24 protein-coding genes and 1 pseudogene are annotated in these 26,291 nt (G+C 31.3%); 8 read left to right on the top strand and 17 right to left on the bottom strand.

From position 1 onward, the window contains the following. Nucleotides 1-2,372, bottom strand: a pseudogene (locus ACQY6M_RS14650) (hypothetical protein); the annotation flags it as partial. 472 nt (nucleotides 2,373-2,844) lie between these two features. On the opposite strand from ACQY6M_RS14650, the gene mnmE reads away from it, so the two are divergent. Then, on the top strand, nucleotides 2,845-4,239 hold the full coding sequence (mnmE, locus tag ACQY6M_RS14645) for a tRNA uridine-5-carboxymethylaminomethyl(34) synthesis GTPase MnmE (protein ID WP_428741071.1): 1,395 nt from the start codon (nucleotides 2,845-2,847) through the stop codon (nucleotides 4,237-4,239). A gap of 12 nt (nucleotides 4,240-4,251) precedes the next feature. Here the strand turns inward: mnmE and ACQY6M_RS14640 are convergent, their stop codons facing one another. Further along, entirely contained in the window at nucleotides 4,252-4,965 is a 714-nt protein-coding gene (locus ACQY6M_RS14640) for a LytR/AlgR family response regulator transcription factor (RefSeq protein WP_428741072.1), read from the bottom strand. Continuing rightward, nucleotides 4,962-6,104, bottom strand: coding sequence for a sensor histidine kinase (locus tag ACQY6M_RS14635; protein ID WP_428741073.1), 1,143 nt, complete (start codon nucleotides 6,102-6,104; stop codon nucleotides 4,962-4,964). The genes ACQY6M_RS14640 and ACQY6M_RS14635 overlap by 4 nt, the downstream gene beginning before the upstream one ends. Nucleotides 6,105-6,294: 190 nt before the next feature. Between ACQY6M_RS14635 and ACQY6M_RS14630 the strand changes: the two genes are divergently transcribed. Then, on the top strand, nucleotides 6,295-7,560 hold the full coding sequence (locus tag ACQY6M_RS14630) for a S41 family peptidase (RefSeq protein WP_428741074.1): 1,266 nt from the start codon (nucleotides 6,295-6,297) through the stop codon (nucleotides 7,558-7,560). Nucleotides 7,561-7,701: 141 nt separating this feature from the next. On the opposite strand, the gene ACQY6M_RS14625 is transcribed toward ACQY6M_RS14630, so the two are convergent. The 4 genes from ACQY6M_RS14625 to ACQY6M_RS14610 form a co-directional block, all read right to left on the bottom strand. Then, on the bottom strand, nucleotides 7,702-8,046 hold the full coding sequence (locus tag ACQY6M_RS14625; protein WP_428741075.1) for a 5-carboxymethyl-2-hydroxymuconate Delta-isomerase: 345 nt from the start codon (nucleotides 8,044-8,046) through the stop codon (nucleotides 7,702-7,704). Nucleotides 8,047-8,065: 19 nt separating this feature from the next. Then, a complete protein-coding gene (locus ACQY6M_RS14620) occupies nucleotides 8,066-9,274 on the bottom strand; it encodes an MFS transporter (RefSeq protein ID WP_428741076.1) in 1,209 nt (402 codons plus the stop codon). A 95-nt stretch (nucleotides 9,275-9,369) separates the two neighbouring features. Beyond that, on the bottom strand, nucleotides 9,370-9,864 hold the full coding sequence (locus ACQY6M_RS14615) for a lipocalin-like domain-containing protein (RefSeq protein ID WP_428741077.1): 495 nt from the start codon (nucleotides 9,862-9,864) through the stop codon (nucleotides 9,370-9,372). A 3-nt stretch (nucleotides 9,865-9,867) separates the two neighbouring features. Then, complete coding sequence (locus tag ACQY6M_RS14610) at nucleotides 9,868-10,428, bottom strand: short chain dehydrogenase (protein ID WP_428741078.1); 561 nt, start codon at nucleotides 10,426-10,428, stop codon at nucleotides 9,868-9,870. Nucleotides 10,429-10,540: 112 nt separating this feature from the next. Between ACQY6M_RS14610 and ACQY6M_RS14605 the strand changes: the two genes are divergently transcribed. Next, nucleotides 10,541-11,416: a LysR family transcriptional regulator gene (locus ACQY6M_RS14605; protein WP_428741079.1), complete on the top strand. Its 876-nt coding sequence runs from the start codon at nucleotides 10,541-10,543 to the stop codon at nucleotides 11,414-11,416. Nucleotide 11,417: 1 nt separating this feature from the next. Here the strand turns inward: ACQY6M_RS14605 and ACQY6M_RS14600 are convergent, their stop codons facing one another. The 7 genes from ACQY6M_RS14600 to ACQY6M_RS14570 are packed head-to-tail and all read right to left on the bottom strand — an operon-like array spanning nucleotide 11,418 to nucleotide 18,056. Continuing rightward, nucleotides 11,418-12,539, bottom strand: coding sequence for an ABC transporter permease (locus ACQY6M_RS14600; RefSeq protein WP_428741080.1), 1,122 nt, complete (start codon nucleotides 12,537-12,539; stop codon nucleotides 11,418-11,420). Between the two features lies 1 nt (nucleotide 12,540). Then, entirely contained in the window at nucleotides 12,541-13,647 is a 1,107-nt protein-coding gene (locus ACQY6M_RS14595) for an ABC transporter permease (RefSeq protein ID WP_428741081.1), read from the bottom strand. After that, a complete protein-coding gene (locus ACQY6M_RS14590; RefSeq protein WP_428741082.1) occupies nucleotides 13,644-14,372 on the bottom strand; it encodes an ABC transporter ATP-binding protein in 729 nt (242 codons plus the stop codon). Before ACQY6M_RS14590 ends, ACQY6M_RS14595 begins: the two co-directional genes overlap by 4 nt. Beyond that, entirely contained in the window at nucleotides 14,372-15,274 is a 903-nt protein-coding gene (locus tag ACQY6M_RS14585; RefSeq protein WP_428741083.1) for an ABC transporter ATP-binding protein, read from the bottom strand. Before ACQY6M_RS14585 ends, ACQY6M_RS14590 begins: the two co-directional genes overlap by 1 nt. Before the next feature lie 11 nt (nucleotides 15,275-15,285). Beyond that, a complete protein-coding gene (locus tag ACQY6M_RS14580) occupies nucleotides 15,286-16,173 on the bottom strand; it encodes an HlyD family secretion protein (RefSeq protein WP_428741084.1) in 888 nt (295 codons plus the stop codon). A 7-nt stretch (nucleotides 16,174-16,180) separates the two neighbouring features. Then, nucleotides 16,181-17,440 carry a TolC family protein gene (locus ACQY6M_RS14575; RefSeq protein WP_428741085.1) on the bottom strand — a complete coding sequence of 420 codons (1,260 nt, stop codon included), beginning with the start codon at nucleotides 17,438-17,440 and terminating at the stop codon, nucleotides 16,181-16,183. A gap of 4 nt (nucleotides 17,441-17,444) precedes the next feature. Next, nucleotides 17,445-18,056 carry a TetR/AcrR family transcriptional regulator gene (locus ACQY6M_RS14570; RefSeq protein WP_428741086.1) on the bottom strand — a complete coding sequence of 204 codons (612 nt, stop codon included), beginning with the start codon at nucleotides 18,054-18,056 and terminating at the stop codon, nucleotides 17,445-17,447. Nucleotides 18,057-18,226: 170 nt separating this feature from the next. Between ACQY6M_RS14570 and ACQY6M_RS14565 the strand changes: the two genes are divergently transcribed. The 3 genes from ACQY6M_RS14565 (at nucleotide 18,227) to ACQY6M_RS14555 (ending at nucleotide 22,854) form a co-directional block, all read left to right on the top strand. Then, the gene (locus ACQY6M_RS14565; protein WP_428741087.1) at nucleotides 18,227-19,222 is read left to right on the top strand and encodes a metal-dependent hydrolase; all 996 of its coding nucleotides are present in this window, start codon (nucleotides 18,227-18,229) and stop codon (nucleotides 19,220-19,222) included. 237 nt (nucleotides 19,223-19,459) lie between these two features. Continuing rightward, a complete protein-coding gene (locus ACQY6M_RS14560) occupies nucleotides 19,460-20,359 on the top strand; it encodes a hypothetical protein (protein WP_428741088.1) in 900 nt (299 codons plus the stop codon). Between the two features lie 119 nt (nucleotides 20,360-20,478). Beyond that, the gene (locus ACQY6M_RS14555) at nucleotides 20,479-22,854 is read left to right on the top strand and encodes an FdhF/YdeP family oxidoreductase (protein ID WP_428741089.1); all 2,376 of its coding nucleotides are present in this window, start codon (nucleotides 20,479-20,481) and stop codon (nucleotides 22,852-22,854) included. A 10-nt stretch (nucleotides 22,855-22,864) separates the two neighbouring features. On the opposite strand, the gene ACQY6M_RS14550 is transcribed toward ACQY6M_RS14555, so the two are convergent. Both ACQY6M_RS14550 and ACQY6M_RS14545 read right to left on the bottom strand, forming a co-directional pair. Further along, nucleotides 22,865-23,155, bottom strand: a complete 291-nt coding sequence (locus ACQY6M_RS14550) for a chaperone modulator CbpM (protein WP_428741090.1) — start codon at nucleotides 23,153-23,155, stop codon at nucleotides 22,865-22,867. Between the two features lie 2 nt (nucleotides 23,156-23,157). Then, the gene (locus ACQY6M_RS14545; protein ID WP_428741091.1) at nucleotides 23,158-24,060 is read right to left on the bottom strand and encodes a DnaJ C-terminal domain-containing protein; all 903 of its coding nucleotides are present in this window, start codon (nucleotides 24,058-24,060) and stop codon (nucleotides 23,158-23,160) included. A gap of 111 nt (nucleotides 24,061-24,171) precedes the next feature. On the opposite strand from ACQY6M_RS14545, the gene ACQY6M_RS14540 reads away from it, so the two are divergent. Beyond that, complete coding sequence (locus ACQY6M_RS14540) at nucleotides 24,172-24,531, top strand: hypothetical protein (RefSeq protein WP_428741092.1); 360 nt, start codon at nucleotides 24,172-24,174, stop codon at nucleotides 24,529-24,531. 4 nt (nucleotides 24,532-24,535) lie between these two features. Continuing rightward, nucleotides 24,536-24,901, top strand: coding sequence for a YchJ family protein (locus ACQY6M_RS14535; RefSeq protein WP_428741093.1), 366 nt, complete (start codon nucleotides 24,536-24,538; stop codon nucleotides 24,899-24,901). A 121-nt stretch (nucleotides 24,902-25,022) separates the two neighbouring features. Here ACQY6M_RS14535 and ilvA read toward each other — a convergent pair whose 3' ends face one another. Beyond that, nucleotides 25,023-26,288, bottom strand: a complete 1,266-nt coding sequence (gene ilvA, locus ACQY6M_RS14530) for a threonine ammonia-lyase IlvA (RefSeq protein ID WP_428741094.1) — start codon at nucleotides 26,286-26,288, stop codon at nucleotides 25,023-25,025. Nucleotides 26,289-26,291 lie beyond the last annotated feature (3 nt).

The following is a 26,291-nucleotide window of genomic DNA, read 5'->3' as shown; positions in this document are numbered from 1 at the left end:
CAGTTATCGGTTGCAGTGATTGTTGGTACTGCTGGTACTGACTCACAGTCTACACTTACATCTGCTGGTTCTGCTGATAATACAGGTGCAGTGCTATCTGTTACTGTAATGGTTTGTGTATGACTTACCGTGTTGCCACAGTTATCGGTTGACTCCCATTTACGTACAATCTCTCCACAGCCGTCTACTACCGTATTGCTCACTTCGGTAAAGATTACATCTACTGAGCTATCACAGTTATCGGTTGCAGTGATTGTTGGTACTGCTGGTACTGACTCACAGTCTACACTTACATCTGATGGTTCTGCTGATAGTACTGGTGCAGTGCTATCAGTTACTGTAATGGTTTGTGTATGACTTGCCGTGTTGCCACAGTTATCGGTTGACTCCCATTTGCGTACAATCTCTCCACAGCCGTCTACTACCGTATTGCTCACTTCGGTAAAGATTACATCTACTGAGCTATCGCAGTTATCGGTTGCAGTAATCGTTGGTACTGCTGGTACTGACTCACAATCTACACTTACATCTGCTGGTTCTGCTGATAGTACTGGTGCAATATTGTCCACTACAGTAATCGTTTGTATTTTCTCTGTTGTGTTACCACAATCATCTACTAATTTCCAAGTACGTTTAACTATCTTCTCTCCTTCGCAACTGCCTGCTAGTTCTTCATCTGTATAAGTAGCATCTAAACCAGTATCGCAATTGTCTGATTCGTCTGTCACATCTCCTGTAACTCCTACACTAGCATCATAATTACAACTTGCATCAGAGAAGATTGAAATATCTCCTGGCACAGTAAAATCTGGATTGATTGTATCTTGAACAGTGATTACTAATGAATCGGTTCCTGTTTTACCACATCCATCAGTAACTGTAAAGGTTCTTGTAACTGTAACTATACAACCATCATTTGAAGTAATTTGATCTATATAAGTTATACTTGCAATAGATTGATCGTCTGATGCAGTATACCCTGTTGTAACAAAGCTATCTTTAATATCAGAAGATTCAGATAAACTAAAAGGATACCTAGCATTAAGAGCTGTAATGTCATTTTCATCACATCCTTCAATTCCTAAGTTTTCTGGTACGCTAATAACAGGATCTTCATTATCTATTGACACTAAAGTGGTCGAATCTTCTTTTTGACATCCATTGGCATCTGTAACAGTAACCGTATAAGTACCTTCCATTAAACCGCTAATGTCTTCGGTAGTTGCTCCTGTATTCCACAAGTAAGTATAAGGTGCTGTTCCTCCTGATACGGTTAAATCGATAGCTCCATCACTTCCTCCACAACTTAAATCACTTCCTAAAAAAGAAAGTGATAATGCTTGGGGTTCTGTAATAGTAACTTCTGCTAATGCAATACAACCGTTAGCATCTGTAACGACAACATCGTATGTTCCTTCTGTTAAGCCACTAATATCTTCAGTAGTAGCACCTGTATTCCATAAGTAAGTAAACGGTGCTTTTCCTCCTGTTACGGTTAAATCTGCTGCTCCATCACTTCCTCCGTTACAACTAACATTCGTTCCTATTATACCTGCTGTTGGAGTGCTATCAATATTAATATTTTTCATTATTGAATTTGTGTCTCCGTCTTCATCTGTAACAGTTAGTGTTACTGTTTTAGCCCCTGAGCTGGTATAATTAACTAAATGAGGTCCTTCAGTTGTTGCCATTGAAGGAGAAGAATCTGTTCCAAAAGTCCATTGATATGTTAAGGTTCCATCTCCTCCTGTAGAAGTATTTGTATAAGTTACACCTTGAAAGCCACTACCGCCTGTTCCACAATTATATTCAAACGTAAAATCTGGTGCAATTGGTGTTTGTACATCTATTGGTGGTAAGTTTTCACCAGAACATTTTGACTGTTGTGTAGCACAACCTGGACCTACAACACTTCCTGGAGTTTGCCATGAAATATAAACATCAGTTAAGGTTAATTCTTCACCGCATGTGTAATTTACCAGTTCAAACATCTGATAAACTCCTGGACTAATTGACCCTGATATACCAATACTTATTTTGTCGGTACCTACATAAACATTTCCATCTTTATCAATTTTATCGGTACCATTCATTAAGTAAAACTGTAAGTATAAATCTATTTTACTTGCAGCTTTAGAAATATCTACATATAAATAGATATCTGTTAATGGATCTCCAACCGTACATGTAGTTATTGGATCTCCATTAATGTCTCCAATATAAACACTTCCAATTTCGACGTCTTGAGCGCCGCAACCAGAAATATTACATGGAGCTTGCATTGTAACTGTCGTCTGTGAAAATGCTAGACCTCCGTACAACAGCAAAACAATAAAAATTAGTTTTTTTAAATGAGTAGTTTTCATTCCCATACCTAAAATTTTAAGAGATTAACTTTTATAATGCTCTCTAAACTAGTTTAGACAGCATCTTTCCTTGCTAAAGTTTTAGTTTAACCTAAAACCCATATGGGGATGGGGTAAAATGAGGTGGTTTTATTCGGGGTTTCTCGCTTCCTAGTAAACCACATAGGGATGTGGTCGTGTAATTAAAGGGTATTTGTCTCCTAGTATTAATTTATAATACATAAATACACAAATGCGCATACACAAGGTTGTCCAAAAAATTTTACTGAGGATAAAAAATAATACGAGGTGGGAATGTATTATTTTTGAGAGGTTAACGTTTTTTGAGTATTAAAACTCTTACACCAAATGTAATGCATATTTTTAGTTTTTAAAAATGGTTTTCTAAAAAAAGGTGTTTTCCCCTGTGTCTTTACAGGAAAAAAATATGATCAAAATATTTTATAAAATTTCCTTTTTAATTAGGTAATTTTGTAACATGATACAAAACGATACAATTATTGCTTTAGCTACTCCTGCTGGGGTTGGCGCTATATCTGTAATTAGACTTTCAGGTGAAGATTCTATTAAAATAGTGAACTCTTTTTTTACTTCAATTCACAAAAAAAAGTCATTGTTAAATCAAAAATCACATACCTTACATTTAGGACATATTGTAGATAATAATGTAATTTTAGATCAAGTTTTAGTATCTATTTTTAAAAATCCGCATTCGTATACGGGTGAAAATGTAGTTGAAATTTCGTGTCATGGTTCAAGTTTTATTCAGCAAGAAATTATACAACTATTTTTAAAAAATGGCTGTAGAATGGCCGATAATGGTGAATTTACCATGCGTGCTTTTTTGAATGGTAAAATGGACTTATCGCAAGCGGAAGCTGTGGCTGACGTTATTGCTTCTAACTCTGCAGCCTCACATCAAATGGCTATACAGCAAATGCGTGGAGGTATTACCAATGAATTGAAAGAATTAAGAGCACAACTGTTAGATTTTGCTGCTTTAATAGAGCTAGAACTCGACTTTTCTGGTGAAGATGTAGAGTTTGCCGATAGAACCAAGTTTAAAGAATTGGTCGCCAAAATTTCATCGGTTTTAAAACGCTTAATTGATTCTTTTGCATTTGGAAATGCTATGAAAAATGGAATTCCTGTTGCTATTATTGGAGAGCCAAACGTTGGTAAATCAACTTTATTAAATGCGCTTTTAAATGAAGAAAAAGCCATCGTTTCTGATATTGCAGGTACTACTCGTGATGCTATTGAAGATGAATTAATTATTGAAGGTGTTGTTTTTCGTTTTATTGATACTGCAGGAATTAGAGAAACCGAAGATATAGTTGAAAGTATCGGTATTAAAAAAGCCTACGAAAAAGCAGAAAATGCTCAGCTAATTATCTTCTTAATTGATTCTAACAAGTACATCCATTCTAAAGACTTATTTTTAGAAGAAATTGAAACTATACACCAACGTTTTCCCAACAAACGCTTATTGGTTATAGCCAATAAAATAGATACGCTTTCTTGCCATGATTACTCTATTTTACAATCAGATATAGAAGATTTAATTTTGCTTTCTGCCAAACAAAATATTGGAGTTGACGAGCTTAAAAAAGAGCTTATTTCTTTAGTAAACACAGGTGCTTTAAGTAATAACGAAACGATTGTTACAAATTCACGTCACTTTGAAGCGTTAAATCATGCTCTTGAAAGTATTAACTCTGTTAAAAATGGTATAGAACTAGGTATTTCTTCCGATTTATTTGCTATTGATATTCGAGAATGTTTACGTCATTTAGGTAACATTACTGGAGAATATGACGTAGATAAAGATATTTTAGGTCATATTTTTGGGAATTTCTGTATCGGGAAGTAATTAACATCCCACTCAGAAAAGTTTAGTGATCTCTTTTTTATAAGTCTGTCCTATGGGTATCTTATGCTCATTAATTGACATTCTATTCCCTTCTATAAATTTGATTTTATTCTTAGCTACAATGAAAGATTTATGTACCCTGATGAATTCTTTTTGGGGTAATATTTCATCAAAATCTGAAATTTTTTGATGGCTAACTATCATATCATTATCTAAATATACTTTCGTATAATGTCCATAGGCTTCGATGAATAGTACATCTTTCATATGAACTTGATGATGTTTTTTATCACTCTTTAAGAAAAAACTATTGGAAAGTAAATCAGTTTGATTACTCTCTAATCTAGACATTGATACTTCCTGAACTTTTTGAACATTACTCTCAATTGTTTTATTAATAGCTTTCATAAATCGCTCAAAGCTAAAAGGCTTTAGCAAATAGTCAGAAACATTAAGTTCGTAACCTTCTAACGCAAATTCTTTGTAGGCAGTAGTAACAATAATTTTAGGAGGATTGGACAATGTTTTTAAAAAATCAAACCCTGATAGTTTAGGCATATTTATATCTAAAAACACTAAATCAACTACATTATTATTTAAAAGCTGCATTGCTTCAAACGCATTGTAACAATTTCCTTTTTTTTCTAAATGCGGTAAGTTTTCACAATAGTTCTCTATAATACGATGTGCAATAGGTTCATCGTCAATAATTACATAATGGATCATATTGTTTTGATTTCTATAGTTAGTTTATAATTAGAGTTCTTGGTTTCTATCTGTATATTATGTGAGTTGGGATATAACAATTTTAATCGTTGCTTTAAATTTTCTAAACCAATACCTCCAGTATGAGTAGTCTTTGGAGCTTCAAAGTTATTTTCTATACTAAAATAAATTACACCCTTATTAGTTTTTAAATCAATATGAATATAAGCTCCTTCTGTCAAACACTCTACTCCATGTTTAAATGCATTTTCTAAAGGAATTATAAATAGTAAAGGCGCGACCTTACAATCTAACTCACAAGAATGGTTAAAAGTAATTTCAACAAATTTGTTATATCTTATTTTATGTAATTCAATATAGTTATTTAAATAGTCTATTTCATCTTTTAAAAACACCTCTTCTTCATTTCCTTTGTAAATGGTATAACGCATCATGTCTGATAATTTTAAAACTACATTAGGAGCATCATCAGATTTTTCGACAGTCAAACCATATAAATTGTTTAGGGTATTGAAAAAAAAGTGAGGATTGATCTGGCTTTTTAGTAAAGCTAATTCTGCTTTAGATTTTTTAGATTCTACAGTTTTTAACCACTTCCATTGTTGATAAAACCAGTTTAACAGTAGTATAAAAAAAGGAGTAGTTAAGATGATTTTAATTTCTTTTTCCTGCTTTAAATAAATGCTTAAATCATCTATATAAATTCTGACATAGTAAAAATAGGATAAAGCTAACACGTAAAATCCAATCACCAATAAAGAGTATTTCTTAAAATATGCAGGTACCAAAATTGAGAAAAAACTCAACCCTACAACAACCAATCCTACAAAAGTTATTGGGTTATCAATAATTCTAGAATTCATATCATTTATAATTACAGCGAAAAAAAGTACACTTAAGGCTAGTAACTTAAGACTGCTCTTTTTGTGCTCTTTTATAAATGAAAAATAATGAATAGGCAAAGAGATTAATACCCAGCTAAAAATAAAACTCAACGTATTGGCCAATACTTCAGAGTTGTCAATATAAATAACGTCTAAACGTGTTAATGCAAAAACAATTATTCTGAATAAGACTAATCCGTAAATAAATGCCTTGTATTTTTTTAGAAATTCCATCATGGTCTCAAAATTAATCATAATAGGTTCCTTTCTCTTATAATTTTCATCAAACTATATAAAAACAACATGAACACTGTTATTTTCTACCTCAGCTGAATTCAAGCACGAAATTCAATAATATATGATTAATATATCTGACTTCGTGAAATATTTTTTATGAGGTTTTCTGTTCAACATACGTTTGTTGAAAATTATAACCCATTATAAAATGAAAGTTTATATTAAAATTATTTCAGTAGTGCTATTGTTTTTAACAATGCAAAAAGTTGTTGCTCAAGACGCAAAAAGAGAGTTAACCAAAAAAGAAAAAAAATCAATTATTTTATCTATCCAAACACATTTAAATGCTGCTTATGTTAATTTAGAAACATCGCATAATATGGTTAATGAATTGGAAAGAAATTTAAAGTCTAACAAATATAATCACATAACCAATCCTTCAGAATTCTCTAAAGTTTTAACTATCGATCTTCAAAAGATTAGCAAAGACCTACACCTTAAAGTTAACTTTGAGCCTAAAAAAATTGCTCAAAAGAAACATGTGGTTTCTGAAAAAGAACAATTGAAAATGGAAAAAATGATGGAAGCAAAAATGGCTGAAATCAACTATGGTTTTTTAGAGACTAAAATACTTACAGGTAATATTGGTTATTTAAATCTTCTCCTTTTTGCTGATACTAAATATGCTAAAGAAACTACTACAGCAGCCATGAATTTTTTATGCAACACCAATGCTATTATTATCGATTTGCGCTCCAATAAAGGAGGTGTTCCTAGTATGGTACAATTATTATCAAGCTACTTTTTTGATAAATCTCCTGTACTATTAAGTGATTTTTACGAAAGAAATACCAACACCAAAACACAACTGTATACATTAACAGATGTGGATGGAAAAAGAAGCACAAACAAACCTATTTATATTTTAACTAGTCGAAATACTTTCTCTGCTGCTGAAGCTTTTTCCTATACATTAAAACATTATAATAAAGCTACAATTGTTGGTGAAGTTACTAAAGGTGGTGCAAATAGAAATAAACGATTTGATATCAATAATGAATTTACAATTTCGATTCCATATATAGCAACAATACATCCTATTACAAAAACCAGTTGGGAAGGAAAAGGTGTGCAACCCAACATTAAAACAACTAAAAAAGACGCTTTTATTATTGCTTACATTGATGCTATTAATAAAACAGTAAAAAGAAAAAAGAACCAGCTTTTTAATAAAATAGGATATACATTACTAAAAGAAAAATCTTTTGATGATGCTATAAAAGTATTTCAAGAAAATGTAAAGTTATTTCCTAATGATGCTAATTTATGGGATAGTTTAGGAGAAGCGTACTTTATAAATCATGACAATGAAAGTGCATTAAAATCATATACAAAAGCTTTAGAACTAGATCCAAATTTAGAATCTTCAAAAGAAATGGTTCAAAAGTTAAGCACACAAAATAAGATGAAGTAAATAACAACTCTTTATCTTGTAAAACATTCGAAACTATTTAAATTAAAAAAGACAGCTATAAAGCTGTCTTTTTCTTAACTAAACCCCTCTTGTTTAGTCAAATTAATTCTATTAATATTTAAAACGAACCTCATTATTTATTTAAACCATAGATTTATTGCAATAAGTAGCTTTTTCAAAATCTCTAATATTTATAGAAATAACAGGTACATCAGGAAACATTATTTTTAACTCTGCTACTATCTTTTTTGATAATTTACTTTTCTGAATAACACTTCTACCCTCCATCATGTTAGCAAACACATGAATAAAATCGTTTGTTGTGTTTCCTACATTGTAATATTTATAAGGGTTAATTCTTACTTTAATATCGCCTTCATCAAAAAGTTCTGTAGATTCTGCTGCATCGTAAACTTTTTGCATAATGTCTTTTGGAGATTTGAGTGAAATAATATTTTCTGAACAATCTATTATAAAATGTGGCATAATTGTATGTATTTATATTTTAAGAATGATTTGCTATCATTCTATGTGGTTTAAAATTTAACTCTGGTAAAAAAAGGCAAACTCCCCCTATCAATGGAAAGAATGAACATAATTGATAAACAAAATATATTGAGCTATAGTCTGCATACAAACCAATTACAGCTGCTCCTAAAGCAGCTACCCCAAACGCAAACCCAAAAAACACTCCAGAAATAACCCCTAGTTTGTTTGGCAATAACTCTTGAGCATACGAAAGCATTGTTGGAAAAGCGGAAGCCATTATTATCCCAATAATAACCATAAACACATCGGTATAAAAAAGATTTACATAAGGTAATAAAAGTGTAAAAGGAGTAGCTCCTAAAACTGAAAACCAAATCATATTTCTTCTCCCAAATTTATCTCCCAGCACACCTCCTAAAATAGTTCCTAACATGTAAGAAAATAAGTAGATGAATAAATGGATTTGTGCTTGCCCTACTGTAAGCCCGAATTTTTCAATTAAATAAAAACTGTAATAATTTGACAAACTTGCTGCATAGATAAATTTTGAAAAAATAATTACCAACAATACACTTAATATGAATTGTATCTTTTGCTTTGTAAAACTTACTTTATGTTTTGGGGTACCTTCTTTTTTAAATTTTGCTTTAGTTATATGTCTTTTATACCAAATGGCAACTTTTATCAAAGCTAAAAAACTCAAAATTAACGGTAATACAAAAGTTATAATTAACTCTTGTGAGTCTGGTAGTACAATTATAGCCACTAATAAAGGCGCTAATGCTGTTCCTAAATTTCCTCCTATTTGAAATATTGATTGAGCGATACTGACTTTACCCCCTGAAGCTAAATTGGCAATGCGACTAGATTCTGGATGAAAAATTGCTGATCCAACTCCTATCAATACACAAGCTAATAATATTACATTAAAGTCACTAGCATAGGATAATAACAAGATTCCAAGCATTGATACAAAAAGTCCATAAATTTGACTATATACCTTTGGTTTTTTATCTGTGTAATAACCTATTATGGGTTGTAATATTGAGGCACTAAATTGAAAAGCAAAGGTGATTAATCCTATTTGAACAAAAGTAAGCCCATATTTCTGTTTTAAAATTGGATATACTGATGGAATCACTCCTTGAATCAAATCATTTATTAAGTGCGAAAAACTTATAAAATACAAGATACTAAAGACTGTTTTAGAATTTTTATCTAGCATGAAATAGTTATTAATGTGATTTTTAACGTGAGATTTAAAACCTCAGAATACTTTTACCTATTCTGAGGTTTTTATTTCTTTTTCAAGGTTATTTGTTAGCTTTTTCTTTTCCAAACAACTTCAGCAATTACTGATGCTCCTCCTTGGGTAGTATTGGTCACAACATACTTAAGTACATTGTTACTATAATCATAAGTACGCTTTTGAATTTTTCCTTCCCAATTAGGGAAAGAAGCATGTAAGATTTCAAATGTTATGGTGTTATTTTCTTTATCTACAACATATTCACCATAATGAGAATTAAAGCCTTTTACTATTGCTGCATTCTCTTCAGGTGTCGAGGTATTTTTATTACCAGAAACAATTAATGGTCTATTTTTTTTCAAGATTTGAATCGCGTAATTTCCTTCCTCAGTAAAAATTAACAATCCTTCAGGATTTTCTCCATAAGGTTGAACTCTTTTCCCATCTTGGTATATGTTATTGATAGAAACTAGAGACCAAGAACCTACAAATGAACTATTACTAGTATTTTGTGCTATTAAAGTTTTACCAAAAACTAACAAGCATAAAACAATTATCTTTTTCATCTTTTAATAATTTATTTTTATAATCTCTCCATTTGTATTTCCTTCAATACTCTTTAAATAACCATTAATAAGATCTTCATCTGAAATGTTTGATACTTTTGATGGACTTACTGCATTAATAGTTATTCCTCTTGGCATTTCTAAACCTGCAGCTAGCGCAAAACTATTTACACCTCCATTAGCAATTGCTTTTCCCACAGCATTTACACCAGGTTTGTCTCCCATTTTTCCAGAAGTCAATGTAAAAGAACCTTTATCATTTATATAATTCTTACCAATAAGTACCAAGTTTGCTTGCGCTACAAGTTTATTCTTAATCCCTACATTAAGTTTTTCTTCATCCAATGAATCTAAACTTCCTGTATAACTATCTCCAGCTACACAAACACAAGCATCAATATTAGTTACTAGATTAAACATATCTTTTATAGATTCTTTAGATGAAATATCAACTTTTATATCTCCTGTTGACCTTCCTGCAGTTATAATTTCATGCTTATCTTCAAGACCTAAAACAAGTCTTTTACCTATTTCTCCGTTTGCTCCGATAATTAAAATTTTCATATTATTTTACTTTAAATGGTTTCACTTAATTTATCTACAGCAAAGTTGAAGAGAATTTTTAAATTTGTAAAATGCTATTTTTCGATAACATCAATCGATAAAACCGATTAATATGGAGTTAAGACAATTACGATATTTTTTAAAAGCAAAGGAACTGTTAAACTTTACAGCAGCTGCAGCTGAATTATACATCAGTCAAAGTACCTTATCGCAACAAATAAAGCAATTAGAGATTGAGCTAGGAGTTCCGTTATTCAACCGTATTGGGAAAAGAGTAAAACTAACCGAAGCCGGAGAATTGTTTTATGAATATGCACTTCAAAGCGTTAATAGCGCTAATAATGGATTTGACTTGTTGAAAGACTTGAAAAACTTAGATACTGGTGAGCTAAAAATTGGTGCTACATATGGGATGAAACACATTGTAACAGGATCAGTAACTCAATTTTTATCATTATATCCAAAAATAGTAATTCATGTAATTTATGGTACATCACGAGAATTGATAGAAAAGCTCGACAATTTCGAGCTAGATTTCGTCTTATCTTTTCAGGAATTTGAAGTCAACAAAAATCACAAATACCAATTCCTATTTGATTCAGAAATGGTTTTAATTGGTGCTTCCGATTCAGAATTGAACAAACTTAAAAAAGTAAAAATGGAAAATTTAGTGCAGTTTCCATTAGCTTTACCTGCTAAAGGATTTAGCACTCGACAATATATAGATTCAATCCTCAAAAAGAAAAACCTAGAATTAAACATTTCACTAGAAGTTAATGATATTCCAATGCTTTTAGATTTGGTTAAAACAGGTAAGTTTTTTACAGTATTAGCAAAAACTACTGTTCAGAATTTTAACTCTTTAATTTCTGTTCCTATTATTCAACCTCAAATGATACGAAAAGGGATGATTATATCTATTAAAGATATTTATGAAAAAAAGGCCGCTAAAGAGTTTTATAAAATTATAAATGATTCTCTAGTTTAATCTACACTGTTTTTCTATAACTCCTAACCGCCAAAGCATTCATTATTAAAGCATATACTAAGGTTTTAATAATTAACGGATAAATATCAAAAAAGCCAGAACCTTTAAGCATTACCATCCTTATAATTTCTACAAAGTATTTAACAGGATTAAACTCAGTAATTGCTTGTGCCCATTTTGGCATACTCTCAATAGGTGTAAATAACCCACTCATCAGTATAAATATTACCGCAAAAAACCATGCTATAAACATTGCTTGCTGCTGTGTATCTGTAAAATTAGAAATGAATAAGCCTATTCCTAAAATCAGGAAAATATAAATGGATGTATAAACATATAACAGCGTCAAACTTCCTAACATTGGTATGTTAAAAATAACTTTAGATAGAATTAACCCTATTGACAGCACTCCTAAACCTAACACCCAAAAAGGAAATAATTTACCTATTATAAATTGATGCTTTTTAATTGGGGTTACATTTATTTGCTCTAAAGTTCCAATCTCCTTTTCTCTAACAATATTCATTCCTGATAAAAAAAGTGTAATCATAGTAACTAATAACACCAAAATTCCAGGAACCATAAATGTTTTATAGTTCAAGGTTTTATTGTACCAAAACAAAGGAATGCTATCTATATTACTAAGACTTTGCATACTTTTTGGGTTTTGTATTAGGTTCGTAATAATACTTCGGTTATAACCTTGTATAATTTGTGTGATATACACGTTTATAATTCCTGCTGCTGAACCATCAATTGCATCAATAAAGACCCCTAATGTATTGGCTTTATTCTTTTGTAAATCTTTTTCAAAATGAGTTGGAATATTGATATACGCAGCTATTTTACCTTCTTGCATTGCTTTAGAAGCTTCGTTTTCTGAAGAAAATATGCTCGACACATTAAAATAAGCTGATCCTTCAAATCGCTTTATTAATCCTCTAGAGGTACTACTGTGATCTGCATCTATATATCCTAACTTTATGTTTTTTATCTCGTAAGTAGCCGCGTTGGATAAAATAACCAATTGTATTAGAGGCATGATAAAAATAATAGGAAGCATTCCCTTATTTCGAAAGATCTGTTTGAACTCTTTTCTTATGATGTATAAAATTATTTTCATGTTACTCCAATCTAATTTTATATCGTTTTATACTAAGACCTATAAAAAATATGGTCATTGCTATTAAAATCAAGGTTTCTTTAAAAACATAACTTATCCCTATACCTTTTAACATAATTCCTCTTACAATTGTTATAAACCATCTAGCTGGTATGATGTTGCTAATACCTTGGAGCACTAGAGGCATACTACTAATTGGAAAAATAAACCCTGAGAGTAATATAGTTGGCAACATTAACCCCATTAGAGATATCATCATAGCAGTTTGTTGTGTTGCAGTTATTGTAGAAATTAAAATACCCAAAGCGAGTGATGTGATAATAAATAGAATGCTTTCTAATCCTAATAAAAACAAACTCCCTTTGACAGGTACATTAAAAACAAAAATGCTTAATAACACTATAATAATGGCATTGGAAACTGATAAAAAAATGTAAGGAAAAACTTTTCCTATAATAACTTGGAATGGCTTTAAAGGTGATACCAATAAAATTTCCATTGTCCCTTGTTCTTTTTCTCGAGTAATGGAAATAGAAGTCATCATAGCTGACACTAACATTAAAAGAACTGTCATTACACCAGGTACAAACATATAAACACTCTTTAATTCAGCATTGTAAACCATTCTGTTTTGTATGCCTATTTGATAATCAAGTGATACATTTTTATTTAATTCTTGTTGATAATTTTTAAGAATGGAAAAAACATAGTTGCTTATGGTGTTTGCCATATTAGGATCCGTTGCATCGGTAAGAACCTGTACATTCGACTTTTTCTCTTTAATAAGATTGTTACCAAAATTCTTTTCAAATTGTAGTACTGCTTTTACTTTTCCTTTTTGAAATATCGATTCTATAGATGATTCTTGTTGAATAACATTAACAATACTAAAATGTTTTGAAGCTGAAATTTTATTAATAATTTCTTTAGTTGTAGCATCATTAGACTGATCTAAAATGGCTATGTTAACATTATTTATTTCATTAGTAATAGCAAACCCAAACAACAAAATTTGCGCTATAGGCATTCCAAATAGAATAAATAAAGAGCGTTTATCACGAAATATGTGATAGAATTCTTTTTTTACAAAACCTATAAACTGTTTCATCCTCTTGCTAATTTTAAAAATACATCATTCATTGAATCTACTTTAAAATGCTCTTTTAGTTTTTTGGGAGTATCCAAAGCCTCTATTTTACCATCAACCATAATAGAAACGCGGTCGCAGTATTCTGCCTCATCCATATAATGTGTTGTCACAAAAATTGTAGTTCCGTTATGGGCTGCTTTATAAATCATTTCCCAAAACTGGCGACGGGTAATAGGGTCTACACCTCCTGTTGGCTCGTCTAAGAATACTATTTTAGGATTGTGTAATAAGGATACTGAAAATGCTAACTTTTGTTTCCAACCTAATGGTAATGATCCTACAAGATTATCAGTTACTTCTTGAAGTCCTAATTCTTCGACTAATTCCCTTCTTTTTGAATCTATTTGCTTTCTAGACAATCCATAGATACCTCCAAAAAAATCAATATTTTCTTTGATTGTTAAATCATCATACAAAGCAAACTTTTGACTCATATAACCTATGTTTTTTTTAATAGATTCTGTTTCTTTATATACGTCAAAACCTGCTACTTTAGCCTTCCCTGAAGTTGGTGATGATATACCTATCAACATTTTCATAGCTGTAGTTTTCCCTGCTCCATTAGCTCCCAAGAAGCCAAAAATTTCTCCAGTTTTTACATGAAAACTTATTTGGTTAACTGCTATAAAATCACCAAACTTTTTACTTAAACTCTCTACTTCTATAACGTTGTTTGTTTCCATTATTTAGCTAATTCCATAAAGACATCTTCAATGGTAGGTTGTGTTCTTTCAATTTGAATATTTAAAAGCTCATGCTGTTTTAAATAAGCTTTTAAAGCTACTTCATCTAGTGCATTCTGTTGATCTGTATAATGTACATATTCACCAAAAGGAAAAATACTATGCGTATGTTTATATATATTCAAAGCTTCAATTAAACGATACATATCACTTGCTTTAATATTATATAGTGGCTTCGAAAAATGATTAACAATATTCTTTGGGGTATCTACTTCTAAAATTTTCCCGTCCTGAATTAATGCTATACGATCACATAACTCAGCTTCATCCATATAGGGAGTAGAAACCAAAATAGTAATCCCCTTTTTTTGTAAACGTTTTAACATTTCCCAAAACTCTTTTCGCGACACTGGGTCAACTCCTGTAGTAGGTTCATCTAAAAACAATACTTTAGGTTTGTGTATCAATGCGCAACACAAAGCTAGCTTTTGCTTCATTCCTCCTGAAAGTTTTCCTGCTCTACGAGTTTTAAAGGGTTCAATCTGTACATAAATTTCTTTTATTAAATCGTAGTTCTCTTCTATAGTTGTTCCAAAAATGGTCGCGAAAAAATGCAAATTTTCTTCAACCGTTAAATCTTGGTAGAGTGAGAAACGCCCTGGCATATACCCTACACTATTACGTATCGCTTTATAATCTTTAAGAACATCTAAATCTGTAACACTAGCATGTCCTTCATCTGCAATTAATAAAGTGGTAAGTATGCGAAATAATGTTGTTTTACCAGCACCATCTGGTCCAATGAGTCCAAAAAGTTCTCCTTGCTTAACAGTAAAAGAGGTGTTAGACAGTGCGGTTATACTATCATATGATTTAGATATGTTTGAAACAATAATACTCATCGTTATTAGATTTACTCAAACCACATTTCAGCTGGCATTCCTATTTTTAGACTACCATCATTTTTCACTTTTACCTTAACCGCATAAACCAAAGCAACTCGCTCTTCTTTTGTTTGAATCATTTTAGGCGTAAACTCTGCTTCTGAAGCTATCCAACTAATTTTTCCTTCATAGTTTTTCATCCCTTTTTGATTGTCTATTTTAACGACCACTTTTTCACCAATAGACAAATTTGGTAATTGAGTTTCGCTAACATATACGCGAAGTTCCATAGTTGATAAATCTGCAATTTTATATAGCGGTTTTCCAAAATTTACAATTTCATTAGGTTCTACATATTTAGCCAATACGGTACCTTGAATAGGATTTACTATTTTACTTTTTAATAATTGATCATTCAGCTGTTGTATCTGTACATCTATACTTTTTAGTTCGTTTACCACAGGAGCATTTTGAACTTCAACACTGCGAATGCTGTTATTTAACACTGCTATTTCTCCATCAATATCATCTAATTGTTTTTGTGTCCCTGCATTGTCTTTTATTAAATTTTCCACCCTTGTTTTATTCGTATTCGCGGTTTTCAATTTAGCTTGCAACACATTTATTTGTGATAAAACACCTTTAGATTTAGCATTGATTACTTCTTTTTGAACCTTTAGTTGTTCTTTTTTAAGGTGAAGTGGAATTGTATCTATATAACCAACTAGCTCATTTGCTTTTAAAATTGAACCTTCATCAATCTGAAAAGACAATAATTTTCCATTATTTTCTGCAGAAATTGTTATCTCTGTAGCTTCAAAGTTTCCATATCCATCAGCTATGTCATTAGTACCTTTACAAGCAGATAAAAGAACTGCAAAGAATACATAGTACAATATGATTTGTGAGTTTTTCATTATATTTCTATTTGGTATATCCTTTTAAAGTATTGTAGTTTGCTTTAGCTAATTCTAACTGCGTTTTGTGTTGATTGAACAAGTTTTCTGACTCATATAATTTGGTCAATTCAGTTAGATATTGAGAGGGTGTTATTACTCCATTTTTTAATTGAGAATCAGATGCCGTAACAACCTCTTTTTGTAAAGAAATAAGCTCTTTATCAATAACAACTGTACTTTCAAGTGTTTCAATTTCTTTGTTTTGTTCATTCAAAGCGGTATTAGTATTCAGCTTAAAAATTTCTTCTTGAGTATCTATAATTTCTTTTGAAAAATTTATGACCTCTCTTTTTCTCTTATTACTATTCCAATCAAACACATTCCAATTCAACTTTAGACCTACTATATAGTAAGATTCAAATTCATTTTTCAACATATTAAGTCCAGGATTACCATAACCACCTGTTGCAAAACCAACAAGTTCTGGCATCAATTCTTTGGATAGTACGTTCTTTTGTTTATCAAGCTCTTGTTTTTGTAAACTGAATAATTCTAGTTCGGGTCTATTCAATGTTTGATTCTCTAACAATGAAATCAACGGTTTTTGAAATACTGTTTCTACATTGATGGGAGCCCCTATTAACATTGATAAAGATGAGACCAACTTTGACTTGTTGTTCTTTACTTCTTCTTTCTGTTGAGCTATTTTAAGTATTTCTGCTTCTATAATTTTATCAGATACAGGCAACAAAACACCATTTTTAATTCCTGATTTTATTTCGCTTAATTTTACTCTTAATTGTTGGTCTCTCGTATCTAATAATATTGTTTGATCATCAAATAATAATATTGAAAAATAAAGCTGGTTTACACGTTGTTTTAATTGATAAAGACTAACTTCTACTTCTTGATGTTTCCTACTATACGTTATATTTTGAAGATCTTGTGTTTCTTTAATTTTGCCTCCATTATACAATAATTGGTTTGCAGTTAAAGTGGCTTTATATTGATCTTTATTCAAAGGTTCTATTCCTGAATTTGGGAATGGTACTTCTGTAACCTCTGACTGATAAGTAGCTTGGGCATTGAGATAGAACTGCGGCAATGTTTTTGCTTTGATAACAGAAAAATCTGCCTTTTTTTGTTGTTCTAAAATAGCTTGTTTCTTTACAAGCGGATAATTTTCTTTCAAATTACCGTAACACTCCTCTAAACTAATAGTATGCTGACCATACCCAACAGTTATAGCTAAAAAGAACAATCCAAATAAAAATTTAGCTTTCATTTGTTTACTTTTTTATGGCATTAATTATAAATTCTGATACTTCTTTTTTTCGAGCCTCTAGTATTTCTTTATAGCTCTCATTATCGACATTAGCAACTGCTTTAATTAAAGGTGCACCTACAAAAGGAAAAACGTTTAACGATATTATATTTATGAATAATTGTTCTGCGCTAATTGGTCTGATTGTTCTTGCCTTAACCTCTTTTTCTATCTGTTCTTTAAACTTATCTAGTTTAGGAAAAAATGTATTATTCTTTATTTCTTCAATAAATTGAGACTTACGATTTAATTCTTGAATGATAAAATTCGGTAAATAAGGATGCTTCATAATAAAAGTAATATAGTTATGAGTAAAACTTCTTATCTTTTCTTCTATAGTCGAATCATCATTTAGTATCGCATTAAGTTGAGGAGCCAATAATGAAAAAGCTTTTTTAAATACTGCCTCAAACAATAGCTGCTTACTCCTATAATAATAATGTAGCATCGCCTTATTTATACTCGCTTTGTCTGCTATTTCTTGCATTCGGGCACCGTCCATTCCTTTGGATTGAAAAATCTCTTGTGCCGCTTTTAATATCTGTTCTTCTGTTTTGTTATCTCTACTCTTTGCCATTTTCAACTAAAAAGTTTAACCATTTGGTTAATAAAAATACAAAAAAAACTATATCATATATTATTTTAACATATTTATTTTAAAATCAAGCTTTAATAAAAATATTATAACCTATGAAGAAGTCACATTTTACCTCAATTTAATAGCTCATTTATAAGTATTTTTACAACATGGATTCACTTACACAAATTGTTCTTGGAGCCGCTGTGGGAGAGGCTGTATTAGGAAAAAAAGTTGGTAACAAGGCCATGTTATATGGAGCTATTGCTGGTACTATTCCAGACTTTGATGTATATATTGGTAAATTATTTGATACTGTAACTGCTTTAGAATTACACAGAGGTTTTACACACTCTATCCTTTTCTCTATTGTTTTTGGTTGGATTTTTGGTTGGCTTATATCATTGTATGAAAAAAATGCTTCTGCTAAAGAATGGATGCAACTCATGTTTTGGGGGTTGGTAACTCACCCTATCTTAGATGCTTTTACAACTTGGGGAACACAACTCTTTTGGCCTTTTGATTTTCGATTGGCTTTCAAAAATATTTTTGTAATAGATCCTCTTTACACACTTCCTTTTTTACTCTTTTTATTAATGGCGATGTTTCAATCAAAAGCTTCTAAAAAAAGAAAAAAATATAACAACTTGGGACTTATTATAAGTAGTTCTTATATGTTCCTGACAATCATAATTAAAGGTATTACTTATACTAAATTTAAACATGCGCTAGACAGTCAAGGAATTGTATATAACGAAATTGTAACCAAGCCTACTCCTCTCAATACTGTTCTATGGTCAGCTAATGTAGCAACCGAAGATGCTTACCTTATTGGCTATTATTCACTTTTTGACACTAAACCGATTGAATTTTATTCTTATCCAAAAAATCATCACTTACTGGGAAAATATAATAAGGATACTAAAGTAAAAAGACTTATTAAGATAACTAAAGGTTGGTACACTATTTCAGAGAAAGACAATACACTATACTTAAACGATTTACGGTTTGGTTTATTAAGTGTAGCTCCTAACTTTCAACAATTTGCTTTTAGTTTTAAAATAGCTGAAGAACATAACATAGTCACTATAGAAGAAGTTCCTAGAAATAGAGAGAAAGCCAAACAATTACTAAAAGATCTTTGGCTTAGAATTCAAGGAAATTAATTGAGAGATCGTTGTATATATGGTAAATCCGTCTTAGTTTTTATTGGTCTAAACAACCTTATCATATCTTCAAAAAAGAAAAAGAAACTACCTTAAAAAATATCTAAAACTTCTTCTTAAACACAATTTTATTGTTTTATATAAATAAGACTAAAAAATTAATCTGGATTAATTTTTTAAAACAGTTTATTCACGAGTTTTGTTTTAGTAAAAACATGAAAAATTAAAACCTTATCAATGGAGCATTATTTAAAACTATTAAACTTAATTCTTATATCATGTTGTCTTTTCATTTCATGTTCAAGTGATGACAATACCGAAGAGCAAAACTATGTAAACATTCCCGATACACAATTTGAGACCAAACTAATCAATCTGGGTATAGATTCTGATGGTATTGTCAATCAACAACTATTAAAAAGTGACGCTTTAAGAGTTACCAGTCTTAATTTAAACACATCCAATGATAATTTTATGATTAAAGACCTAACAGGTATTGAAGGGTTTATTAATCTAAAAAGATTACATGCCATGGGAAATGATTTAACCACTATAGACTTGAGGTTTAATAAACAATTAGATACTTTGGTACTTGCTGGTAATTATCTTAAAAATATTGATTTGAGTTACAATACACAATTAATCAAGGTTGATCTTGATGTAAACGAATTGGATATTATTACTGGGTTAAAAAATGCTACTAATCTAAAATGGTTAAGTCTATACTATAATTCATTAGAAACGTTAAGTATTGATAATCCCAATTTAGAAACCTTAAATGTTAGAGATAACTTTCTAACGTCTTTAGATGTAAAAAAAGCAGTAAGCTTAAAAACTATTTTGGCACAAAATAATAAGATTTTAGAAGTAGATTTTACCGCTAATAAAGCTTTAGAAGTTTTAGCTCTATCTGATAACAAGCTTAAAAATATCGACTTGAAATCTAACAGTAATATTGAAGTGTTGTATTGTTCCAGTAACTTACTTACATCACTCGATATAAGTGGGTTGGTGAATTTGGATCGTTTAACTGTTAATGCAAACCCTAACTTATTCTGCATTAAGGTATATAATGGTCAAAATATTCCCATGTTTTTAAAATCTGATTATCAAGAATTCAACACAAACTGTGATTAATGAAATTTTACTATAACAATGTCCTAACCCTTTTTAGTCTTTCTCTTTGATTTGCGTAAAGATAATATCACTTAGTTTTTTTTCTTAATTTTATATCTCAAAAAGATTATATAAAAGGTATGAGCAACAAACCCAAAAAACAAACTGATAAACAACCTTCTGCTGAGCCTCCTTATAAGTTATTAAGCTTAAGAACAGGCAAACCAAAAGATTGGGCTGCGGGTATTCCTGGAGTTACCAATGCTATAAAAAGCTTAATCAACGATAAGGCATTGGTAAGAGGTGGAAAAGCATTGTTTAAGATGAATCAGTTTGATGGTTTTGATTGTCCTAGTTGTGGTTGGCCTGATCCTGATGATGACCGATCTCCTATTGCTGAATATTGTGAAAATGGAGCAAAAGCTATCGCTGAAGAAGCTACCAGTAAAAGAATTACAGCCGATTTTTTTAAACAAAATTCGGTATATGACTTATCTCAATTAACCGACTATGAAATTGGGCATTTAGGTCGACTATCTGAACCTATGTACTTACCTAAAAATGGTACACACTACGAGCCCATTAGTTGGGATAATGCCTTTAAAAAGATAGCAGAACATTTAAATAAGTTAGAATCTCCTGATAATGCTGCTTTTTATACTTCGGGTAGAACAAGTAATGAAGCCTCTTTCGCCTATCAACTTTTTGTTCGTGAATTTGGTACGAATAACTTTCCTGATTGTTCAAATATGTGCCACGAAACTTCAGGTTTTACTCTAGCTGCAACAACAGGTGTTGGTAAAGGGACTGCAACTTTAAATGACTTTTACGATACCGATATCATCATGATTATCGGACAAAATCCAGGTACCAACTCACCAAGAATGTTGAGTGCCCTAGAAAAAGGGAAAAAGAGCGGCGCAAAAATTATAGCCGTTAATCCTCTTCCTGAAGCTGGATTGATGGGATTTAGAGATCCTCAAAAAATAAGTGGTATTTTAGGTAAAGGTATACAACTTGCCGACTTATACCTTCCTGTAAAAATTAATGGTGATTTAGCACTCCTAAAAGCAATAGAACAACTACTCTTATATTTTGAGAAAGAAGCTCCAGGTAAAGTTTTCGATCAAGACTTTATCAAAAATAAAACGGTAGGTTACGACGAGTTAATCAAGCAAATAGAAAACTATGATATTGATGAACTCGCAAAAGCTTCTGGTATTTCATTAGAAGATATTCGTAAAGCTGCTGAAATGCTAGCTTATAAAAATAGAATTATCATTTGTTGGGGAATGGGACTTACGCAGCAACCTAACGGAGTTGACATTTTAAAAGAAGTCTTAAACTTATTATTCTTAAAAGGAAGTATTGGTAAGCCTGGAGCAGGTTCTTGTCCAGTACGTGGTCATAGTAATGTTCAAGGAAACAGAACAATGCTTATCAATAACCATCCTTCAAAAGAACAATTGGATAAACTAGAGGAAGTTTTTGGCTTTAATCCTCCAAGAAATAGTGGGTATGATGTTGTAGGTACCATAAAAGCAATGAATGAAGGAAAAATTAAAGTACACTTTAGTATGGGTGGTAATTTCTTATCAGCTACTCCTGATACTACCTATACTGCAAACGGAATGAGACAACTAGATCTATCAGTTTGTGTTTCTACCAAATTAAATAGAACTCACCTTATTCATGGTAAAGAAGCGTTAATTTTACCAACCATTTCTCGTAGTGAAACTGATATAATAAACGGAAAATTACAATATGTGAGTACCGAAAATGCTATGGGTATTGTAGAATGGTCAAAAGGAATGCTAAAACCAATTTCTAACAAACTCATTAACGAAACACATATTGTTTGTAGAATGGCAAAAGCAACTTTAGGAGACAAAAGTGTAGTTGATTGGGATCGTTATATGAATAATTATGATGCAGTAAGAGATGATATTGAAAAATGTATTCCTGGTTTTGAGAACTATAATGTTCGTGTAAAACAAAAAGGTGGATTTTACTTACCCAATGGTGCTCGTGAAGGAAACTTTAAAACAAAAGAATTTGGAGATCGTGTTCCGTTTTCTATAACATCATTACCGCAAAACACCCTTGCTGATGATGAGTATTTAATGGCTACGGTAAGAACACACGATCAATTTAACACTACTATTTATGGCTTAAACGATCGCTATCGCGGTATTCATAATGAGCGTCGTGTTATTTTTATGAATAAAAAAGATATTGAAAAAGCTGGCTTCAAAACTGGTGACAAAGTAGATTTATACAACTATGATAATAACACAGAGCGTATTGCTCCTTTATTTATTATTGTTGAATATCCTATTCCTGAGAAAAACACAGTTACTTATTTTCCTGAAACTAATGTGTTAGTTTCTATTCATAACACAGTAAAGGGAAGTAATATGCCTGCTTCAAAACATATTAAAATCAAAATCAAAAAACACAATCCGGATGCATACGATAAAATAGACGGTGTTCTTTACAAAAAGAGAACCAATTAAAAAGCTGTTTCTACTCGTATAATTTTAATTTATTTTGTAATTGTTGAATAGTTCTATGCATCGCATCCATTCTATCTAGCATATTGTTAATTACGTCAATACCTTGCATGTTGACTTCTAAATCATAATACAATCTGATTATTTTTTCTAAGGTAGGTAACTGCTCTATATATACATATCTATCCGAATCTTTTACTACAAACTCTATGAGTTGAAAAGATTCGATACTTTCTATAAATTGTTCATCTAAATTATGATGAATGATAACCTTTTGTATGCTTATTAATTCTTTGTCGTTCATCTTTATTTTAATTTAGAGAGTTTTGCAAATAAATCGCGCTGTTCATCTGTTAAATTAGTTGGAATATCCACCTTATAAGTAACATATAAGTCACCAAACTGACCTTCTTTTTTATACTTCGGAAATCCTTTTCCTTTCAACCGAACCTTGGTTCCATTCTGAGTTCCCGATTTTACTTTAAGTTTTACCTTATCAACAAAAGTATCAATCACTGCTTCTCCTCCTAATACTGCCGTATATAAATCTATAGTTTGCTCTGTGTATAAATTAGCTCCATCTCGCTTAAAACGAGCATCAGGAATAATTTCAAAAGTGATATATAAATCTCCTTTAGGTCCTCCATTAATCCCTTCTCCTCCATGTCCTTTTATTTTAATCGTTTGCCCATTTTCTACCCCTGCCGGAATCGTAATTCGTATCTTTTTACCGTTTATAGTAAGCACTTGTTTTTGTGAAGTATAGACATCTTTTAAGTTTAATTGTAAAGAGGCATTAAAATCTTGCCCTCTAAATTGTGTTGACCGTCTACCAGTTCTTCCTCCTCCAAAAGCTGCATTAAAAAAATCAGAAAAATCAGTTCCTTCAAAACCAGAAGAAGAAGAATATTGCTGGTAAGAACCTCCGCCACCAAATCCACTTTGATAACCTCGTTGCTTTTTGGCTTCTTCATAAGCTTCCGCATGTTGCCAATTCTCTCCATACTCATCATACTTTTTTCGATTTTCTGGATTACTCAATACTTCATTTGCTTCATTTATTTGCTGAAACTTTTTTTTCGCTTCCTCATCATTTGGATTTGTATCTGGGTGGTACTTTCTTGCTAGTTTACGATAGGCTTTTTTTATAGCATCTTGTGAAGCATTTTTGTCTACCCCTAAAATTTTATAATAATCTATAAACTCCATAGTACTGATAGCTAGTGTAAAACACTTGAAAATATACAAAATATTATCGTGTTAAGCTAATTATAACCTCCACTTAATTTATTCTTATTTTTGCATTTTTAATGAAGATTCATGACGATAGAAGATTTAATAGGAACCTACAACATTATTGGTAGCAACCAAGACGAAAATACTAACACTTACAAAGGAACACTTTCTTTAACCCTTGACGAAAACAACAGAATAGTTGCCAAATGGTTAATTAACAACGAACAGGAACAATTTGGAACTGGCTTCTTTAAAAATAATATTTTAGCTATCAATTTTAACTACACGGGCGATGATAACACTATCTACAAAGGTGTAGCAGTGTATTCTTGTCTTTCTAAAGATATTTTAGACGGATTTTGGTCTGAAAAACATGGAAACCCTCTATTTCTAGGAGAAGAACGTTGCTTTAGAGTACAAGAACAACCCGAATTAATCAATTAACATTATGCAGTGTCCATGTAACCCTAGCAAACAATATCGTGATTGCTGTCAAAAAGCACATCAAAACATTCATTCAGTTACCTCAGCTGAAGCTTTAATGCGTTCAAGATATAGTGCTTTTGTACTAGCAAATATTGACTATTTACAAAAAAGTCACCATAGCAGTACCAGACCTTCTAAGCGTGAAAAGAGAGAAATTTTAGCTTGGACAAAAACTGTTAATTGGATAAAGCTAGAAGTACTTCACACAACAGAAACCACTGTTGAGTTTAAAGCTTTTTTTATGGAAAATAGCAATATCGATGTGATTCACGAAAACTCAATTTTTTGTAAAGAAAATGACCATTGGGTATATCTTGGTCAAAAATAAGACTGTCTAAAACAATGTCATTCCGAACGAGGTACGAGGAGGAATCTCTTGCAAATGAGTACAAATATTCAAAAGATTTCTCCCTTAGGTCGAAATGACACTCTAGACAGTCTCATTAATATTACACTAAGAATTCAAATAAATTAGGTTTATCATTTAGGTATTCACCATAAAAGTTTCGTTGTTTCATTCGATGAATTAATGGTTGCAGATCTTCTTTTTTCTCTAATTCTATACCAACAACAGCTGGACCATTTTCTCTATTGGTTTTTTTAGAGTATTCAAAAAAAGTAATATCATCATTCTCTCCCAATACCTCAGCTACAAATTCTTTTAAAGCTCCTGCACGCTGAGGAAAACGAATGATAAAATAGTGTTTCAATTTACTGTACAACAATGCTCGTTCTTTTATTTCGGCCGTACGAGTGATATCATTATTACTTCCACTAATAACACATACTACATTTTTACCTTTCAATTCTTCTTTATAAAAATCAAGTGCACTTATCGTCAAAGCTCCAGCAGGTTCAACCACTATTGCTTCTTTATTATACATTTCTAAGATAGTTTGACACACTTTTCCTTCAGGAACGGTAATCATATCTGATAAATTTTCTCGACAAATTTTGTAGGTCAACTCCCCTACTTTCTGTACTGCCGCTCCATCAACAAATTTATCTATGTTTTCTAGTATAACGTTTTTGTTTTCTTCTAAGGATTTTTTCATTGATGGTGCCCCCGCAGGCTCTACTCCTATAATCTTTGTTTTTGGAGACAACAATTTAAAAACACTTGATAAACCAGAAGCCAATCCACCACCACCTACAGGTACAAAAACATAATCGATAGGTTGTTGTGATTGCTCTAAAATTTCTAAGCCCACAGTTGCCTGACCTTCAATAATTTTTTCATCATCAAAAGGATGTACAAATGTTTTTTGCAAACTATCCGATAATAATTTTGCCGCCTTATAAGCATCGTCAAACGTATCACCTATCAATCGAATGTCTACAAAATCACCCCCAAACATTTTTACCTGTTCTACCTTTTGTTTTGGTGTTGGTGCAGGCATATAAATGGTTCCAAAAATTTCTTTTTTTCTACATGCCAAGGCAACTCCTTGTGCATGATTTCCTGCACTGGCACACACAATTCCATTAGTTAACTCCTCCTCTGTTAATGAGCTTATTTTATTGTAAGCCCCTCTAATTTTATACGAACGAACTTGTTGTAAATCTTCTCTTTTTAAAAAGATATTGGCATTAAATTGTCTAGATAAATTGAAGTTTTCTTGCAGCGGGGTAACTGCCACAACCTCTTTTAAAGTTGCAGCAGCTTGTTGTATTGCTGTTAATTTAGGAAAATAAGTTTCTTTTTGAACTTCCATACG

It is taken from the genome of Tenacibaculum sp. (assembly GCF_050290165.1).
GTDB lineage: Bacteria > Bacteroidota > Bacteroidia > Flavobacteriales > Flavobacteriaceae > Polaribacter.
Note: the sequence above shows the minus strand (reverse complement) of the source record. Positions and strands in the feature narration are given on the sequence as shown.

Excerpts from the sequence above, each read along its gene's own strand:
- ACQY6M_RS14630 (WP_428741074.1), top strand. The coding sequence starts at position 6,295 with ATGAAAGTTTATATTAAAATTATTTCAGTAGTGCTATTGTTTTTAACA.
- ACQY6M_RS14555 (WP_428741089.1), top strand. The coding sequence starts at position 20,479 with ATGAGCAACAAACCCAAAAAACAAACTGATAAACAACCTTCTGCTGAG.
- ACQY6M_RS14570 (WP_428741086.1), bottom strand. The coding sequence starts at position 18,056 with ATGGCAAAGAGTAGAGATAACAAAACAGAAGAACAGATATTAAAAGCG.
- ACQY6M_RS14560 (WP_428741088.1), top strand. The coding sequence starts at position 19,460 with ATGGAGCATTATTTAAAACTATTAAACTTAATTCTTATATCATGTTGT.
- ACQY6M_RS14575 (WP_428741085.1), bottom strand. The coding sequence starts at position 17,440 with ATGAAAGCTAAATTTTTATTTGGATTGTTCTTTTTAGCTATAACTGTT.
- ACQY6M_RS14605 (WP_428741079.1), top strand. The coding sequence starts at position 10,541 with ATGGAGTTAAGACAATTACGATATTTTTTAAAAGCAAAGGAACTGTTA.
- ACQY6M_RS14545 (WP_428741091.1), bottom strand. The coding sequence starts at position 24,060 with ATGGAGTTTATAGATTATTATAAAATTTTAGGGGTAGACAAAAATGCT.
- ACQY6M_RS14590 (WP_428741082.1), bottom strand. The coding sequence starts at position 14,372 with ATGGAAACAAACAACGTTATAGAAGTAGAGAGTTTAAGTAAAAAGTTT.
- ACQY6M_RS14565 (WP_428741087.1), top strand. The coding sequence starts at position 18,227 with ATGGATTCACTTACACAAATTGTTCTTGGAGCCGCTGTGGGAGAGGCT.
- ACQY6M_RS14580 (WP_428741084.1), bottom strand. The coding sequence starts at position 16,173 with ATGAAAAACTCACAAATCATATTGTACTATGTATTCTTTGCAGTTCTT.
- ACQY6M_RS14540 (WP_428741092.1), top strand. The coding sequence starts at position 24,172 with ATGACGATAGAAGATTTAATAGGAACCTACAACATTATTGGTAGCAAC.
- ACQY6M_RS14635 (WP_428741073.1), bottom strand. The coding sequence starts at position 6,104 with ATGATTAATTTTGAGACCATGATGGAATTTCTAAAAAAATACAAGGCA.
- ACQY6M_RS14640 (WP_428741072.1), bottom strand. The coding sequence starts at position 4,965 with ATGATCCATTATGTAATTATTGACGATGAACCTATTGCACATCGTATT.
- ACQY6M_RS14595 (WP_428741081.1), bottom strand. The coding sequence starts at position 13,647 with ATGAAACAGTTTATAGGTTTTGTAAAAAAAGAATTCTATCACATATTT.
- ACQY6M_RS14535 (WP_428741093.1), top strand. The coding sequence starts at position 24,536 with ATGCAGTGTCCATGTAACCCTAGCAAACAATATCGTGATTGCTGTCAA.
- ACQY6M_RS14610 (WP_428741078.1), bottom strand. The coding sequence starts at position 10,428 with ATGAAAATTTTAATTATCGGAGCAAACGGAGAAATAGGTAAAAGACTT.
- ACQY6M_RS14620 (WP_428741076.1), bottom strand. The coding sequence starts at position 9,274 with ATGCTAGATAAAAATTCTAAAACAGTCTTTAGTATCTTGTATTTTATA.
- ilvA (WP_428741094.1), bottom strand. The coding sequence starts at position 26,288 with ATGGAAGTTCAAAAAGAAACTTATTTTCCTAAATTAACAGCAATACAA.
- ACQY6M_RS14625 (WP_428741075.1), bottom strand. The coding sequence starts at position 8,046 with ATGCCACATTTTATAATAGATTGTTCAGAAAATATTATTTCACTCAAA.
- ACQY6M_RS14615 (WP_428741077.1), bottom strand. The coding sequence starts at position 9,864 with ATGAAAAAGATAATTGTTTTATGCTTGTTAGTTTTTGGTAAAACTTTA.
- mnmE (WP_428741071.1), top strand. The coding sequence starts at position 2,845 with ATGATACAAAACGATACAATTATTGCTTTAGCTACTCCTGCTGGGGTT.
- ACQY6M_RS14585 (WP_428741083.1), bottom strand. The coding sequence starts at position 15,274 with ATGAGTATTATTGTTTCAAACATATCTAAATCATATGATAGTATAACC.
- ACQY6M_RS14600 (WP_428741080.1), bottom strand. The coding sequence starts at position 12,539 with ATGAAAATAATTTTATACATCATAAGAAAAGAGTTCAAACAGATCTTT.
- ACQY6M_RS14550 (WP_428741090.1), bottom strand. The coding sequence starts at position 23,155 with ATGAACGACAAAGAATTAATAAGCATACAAAAGGTTATCATTCATCAT.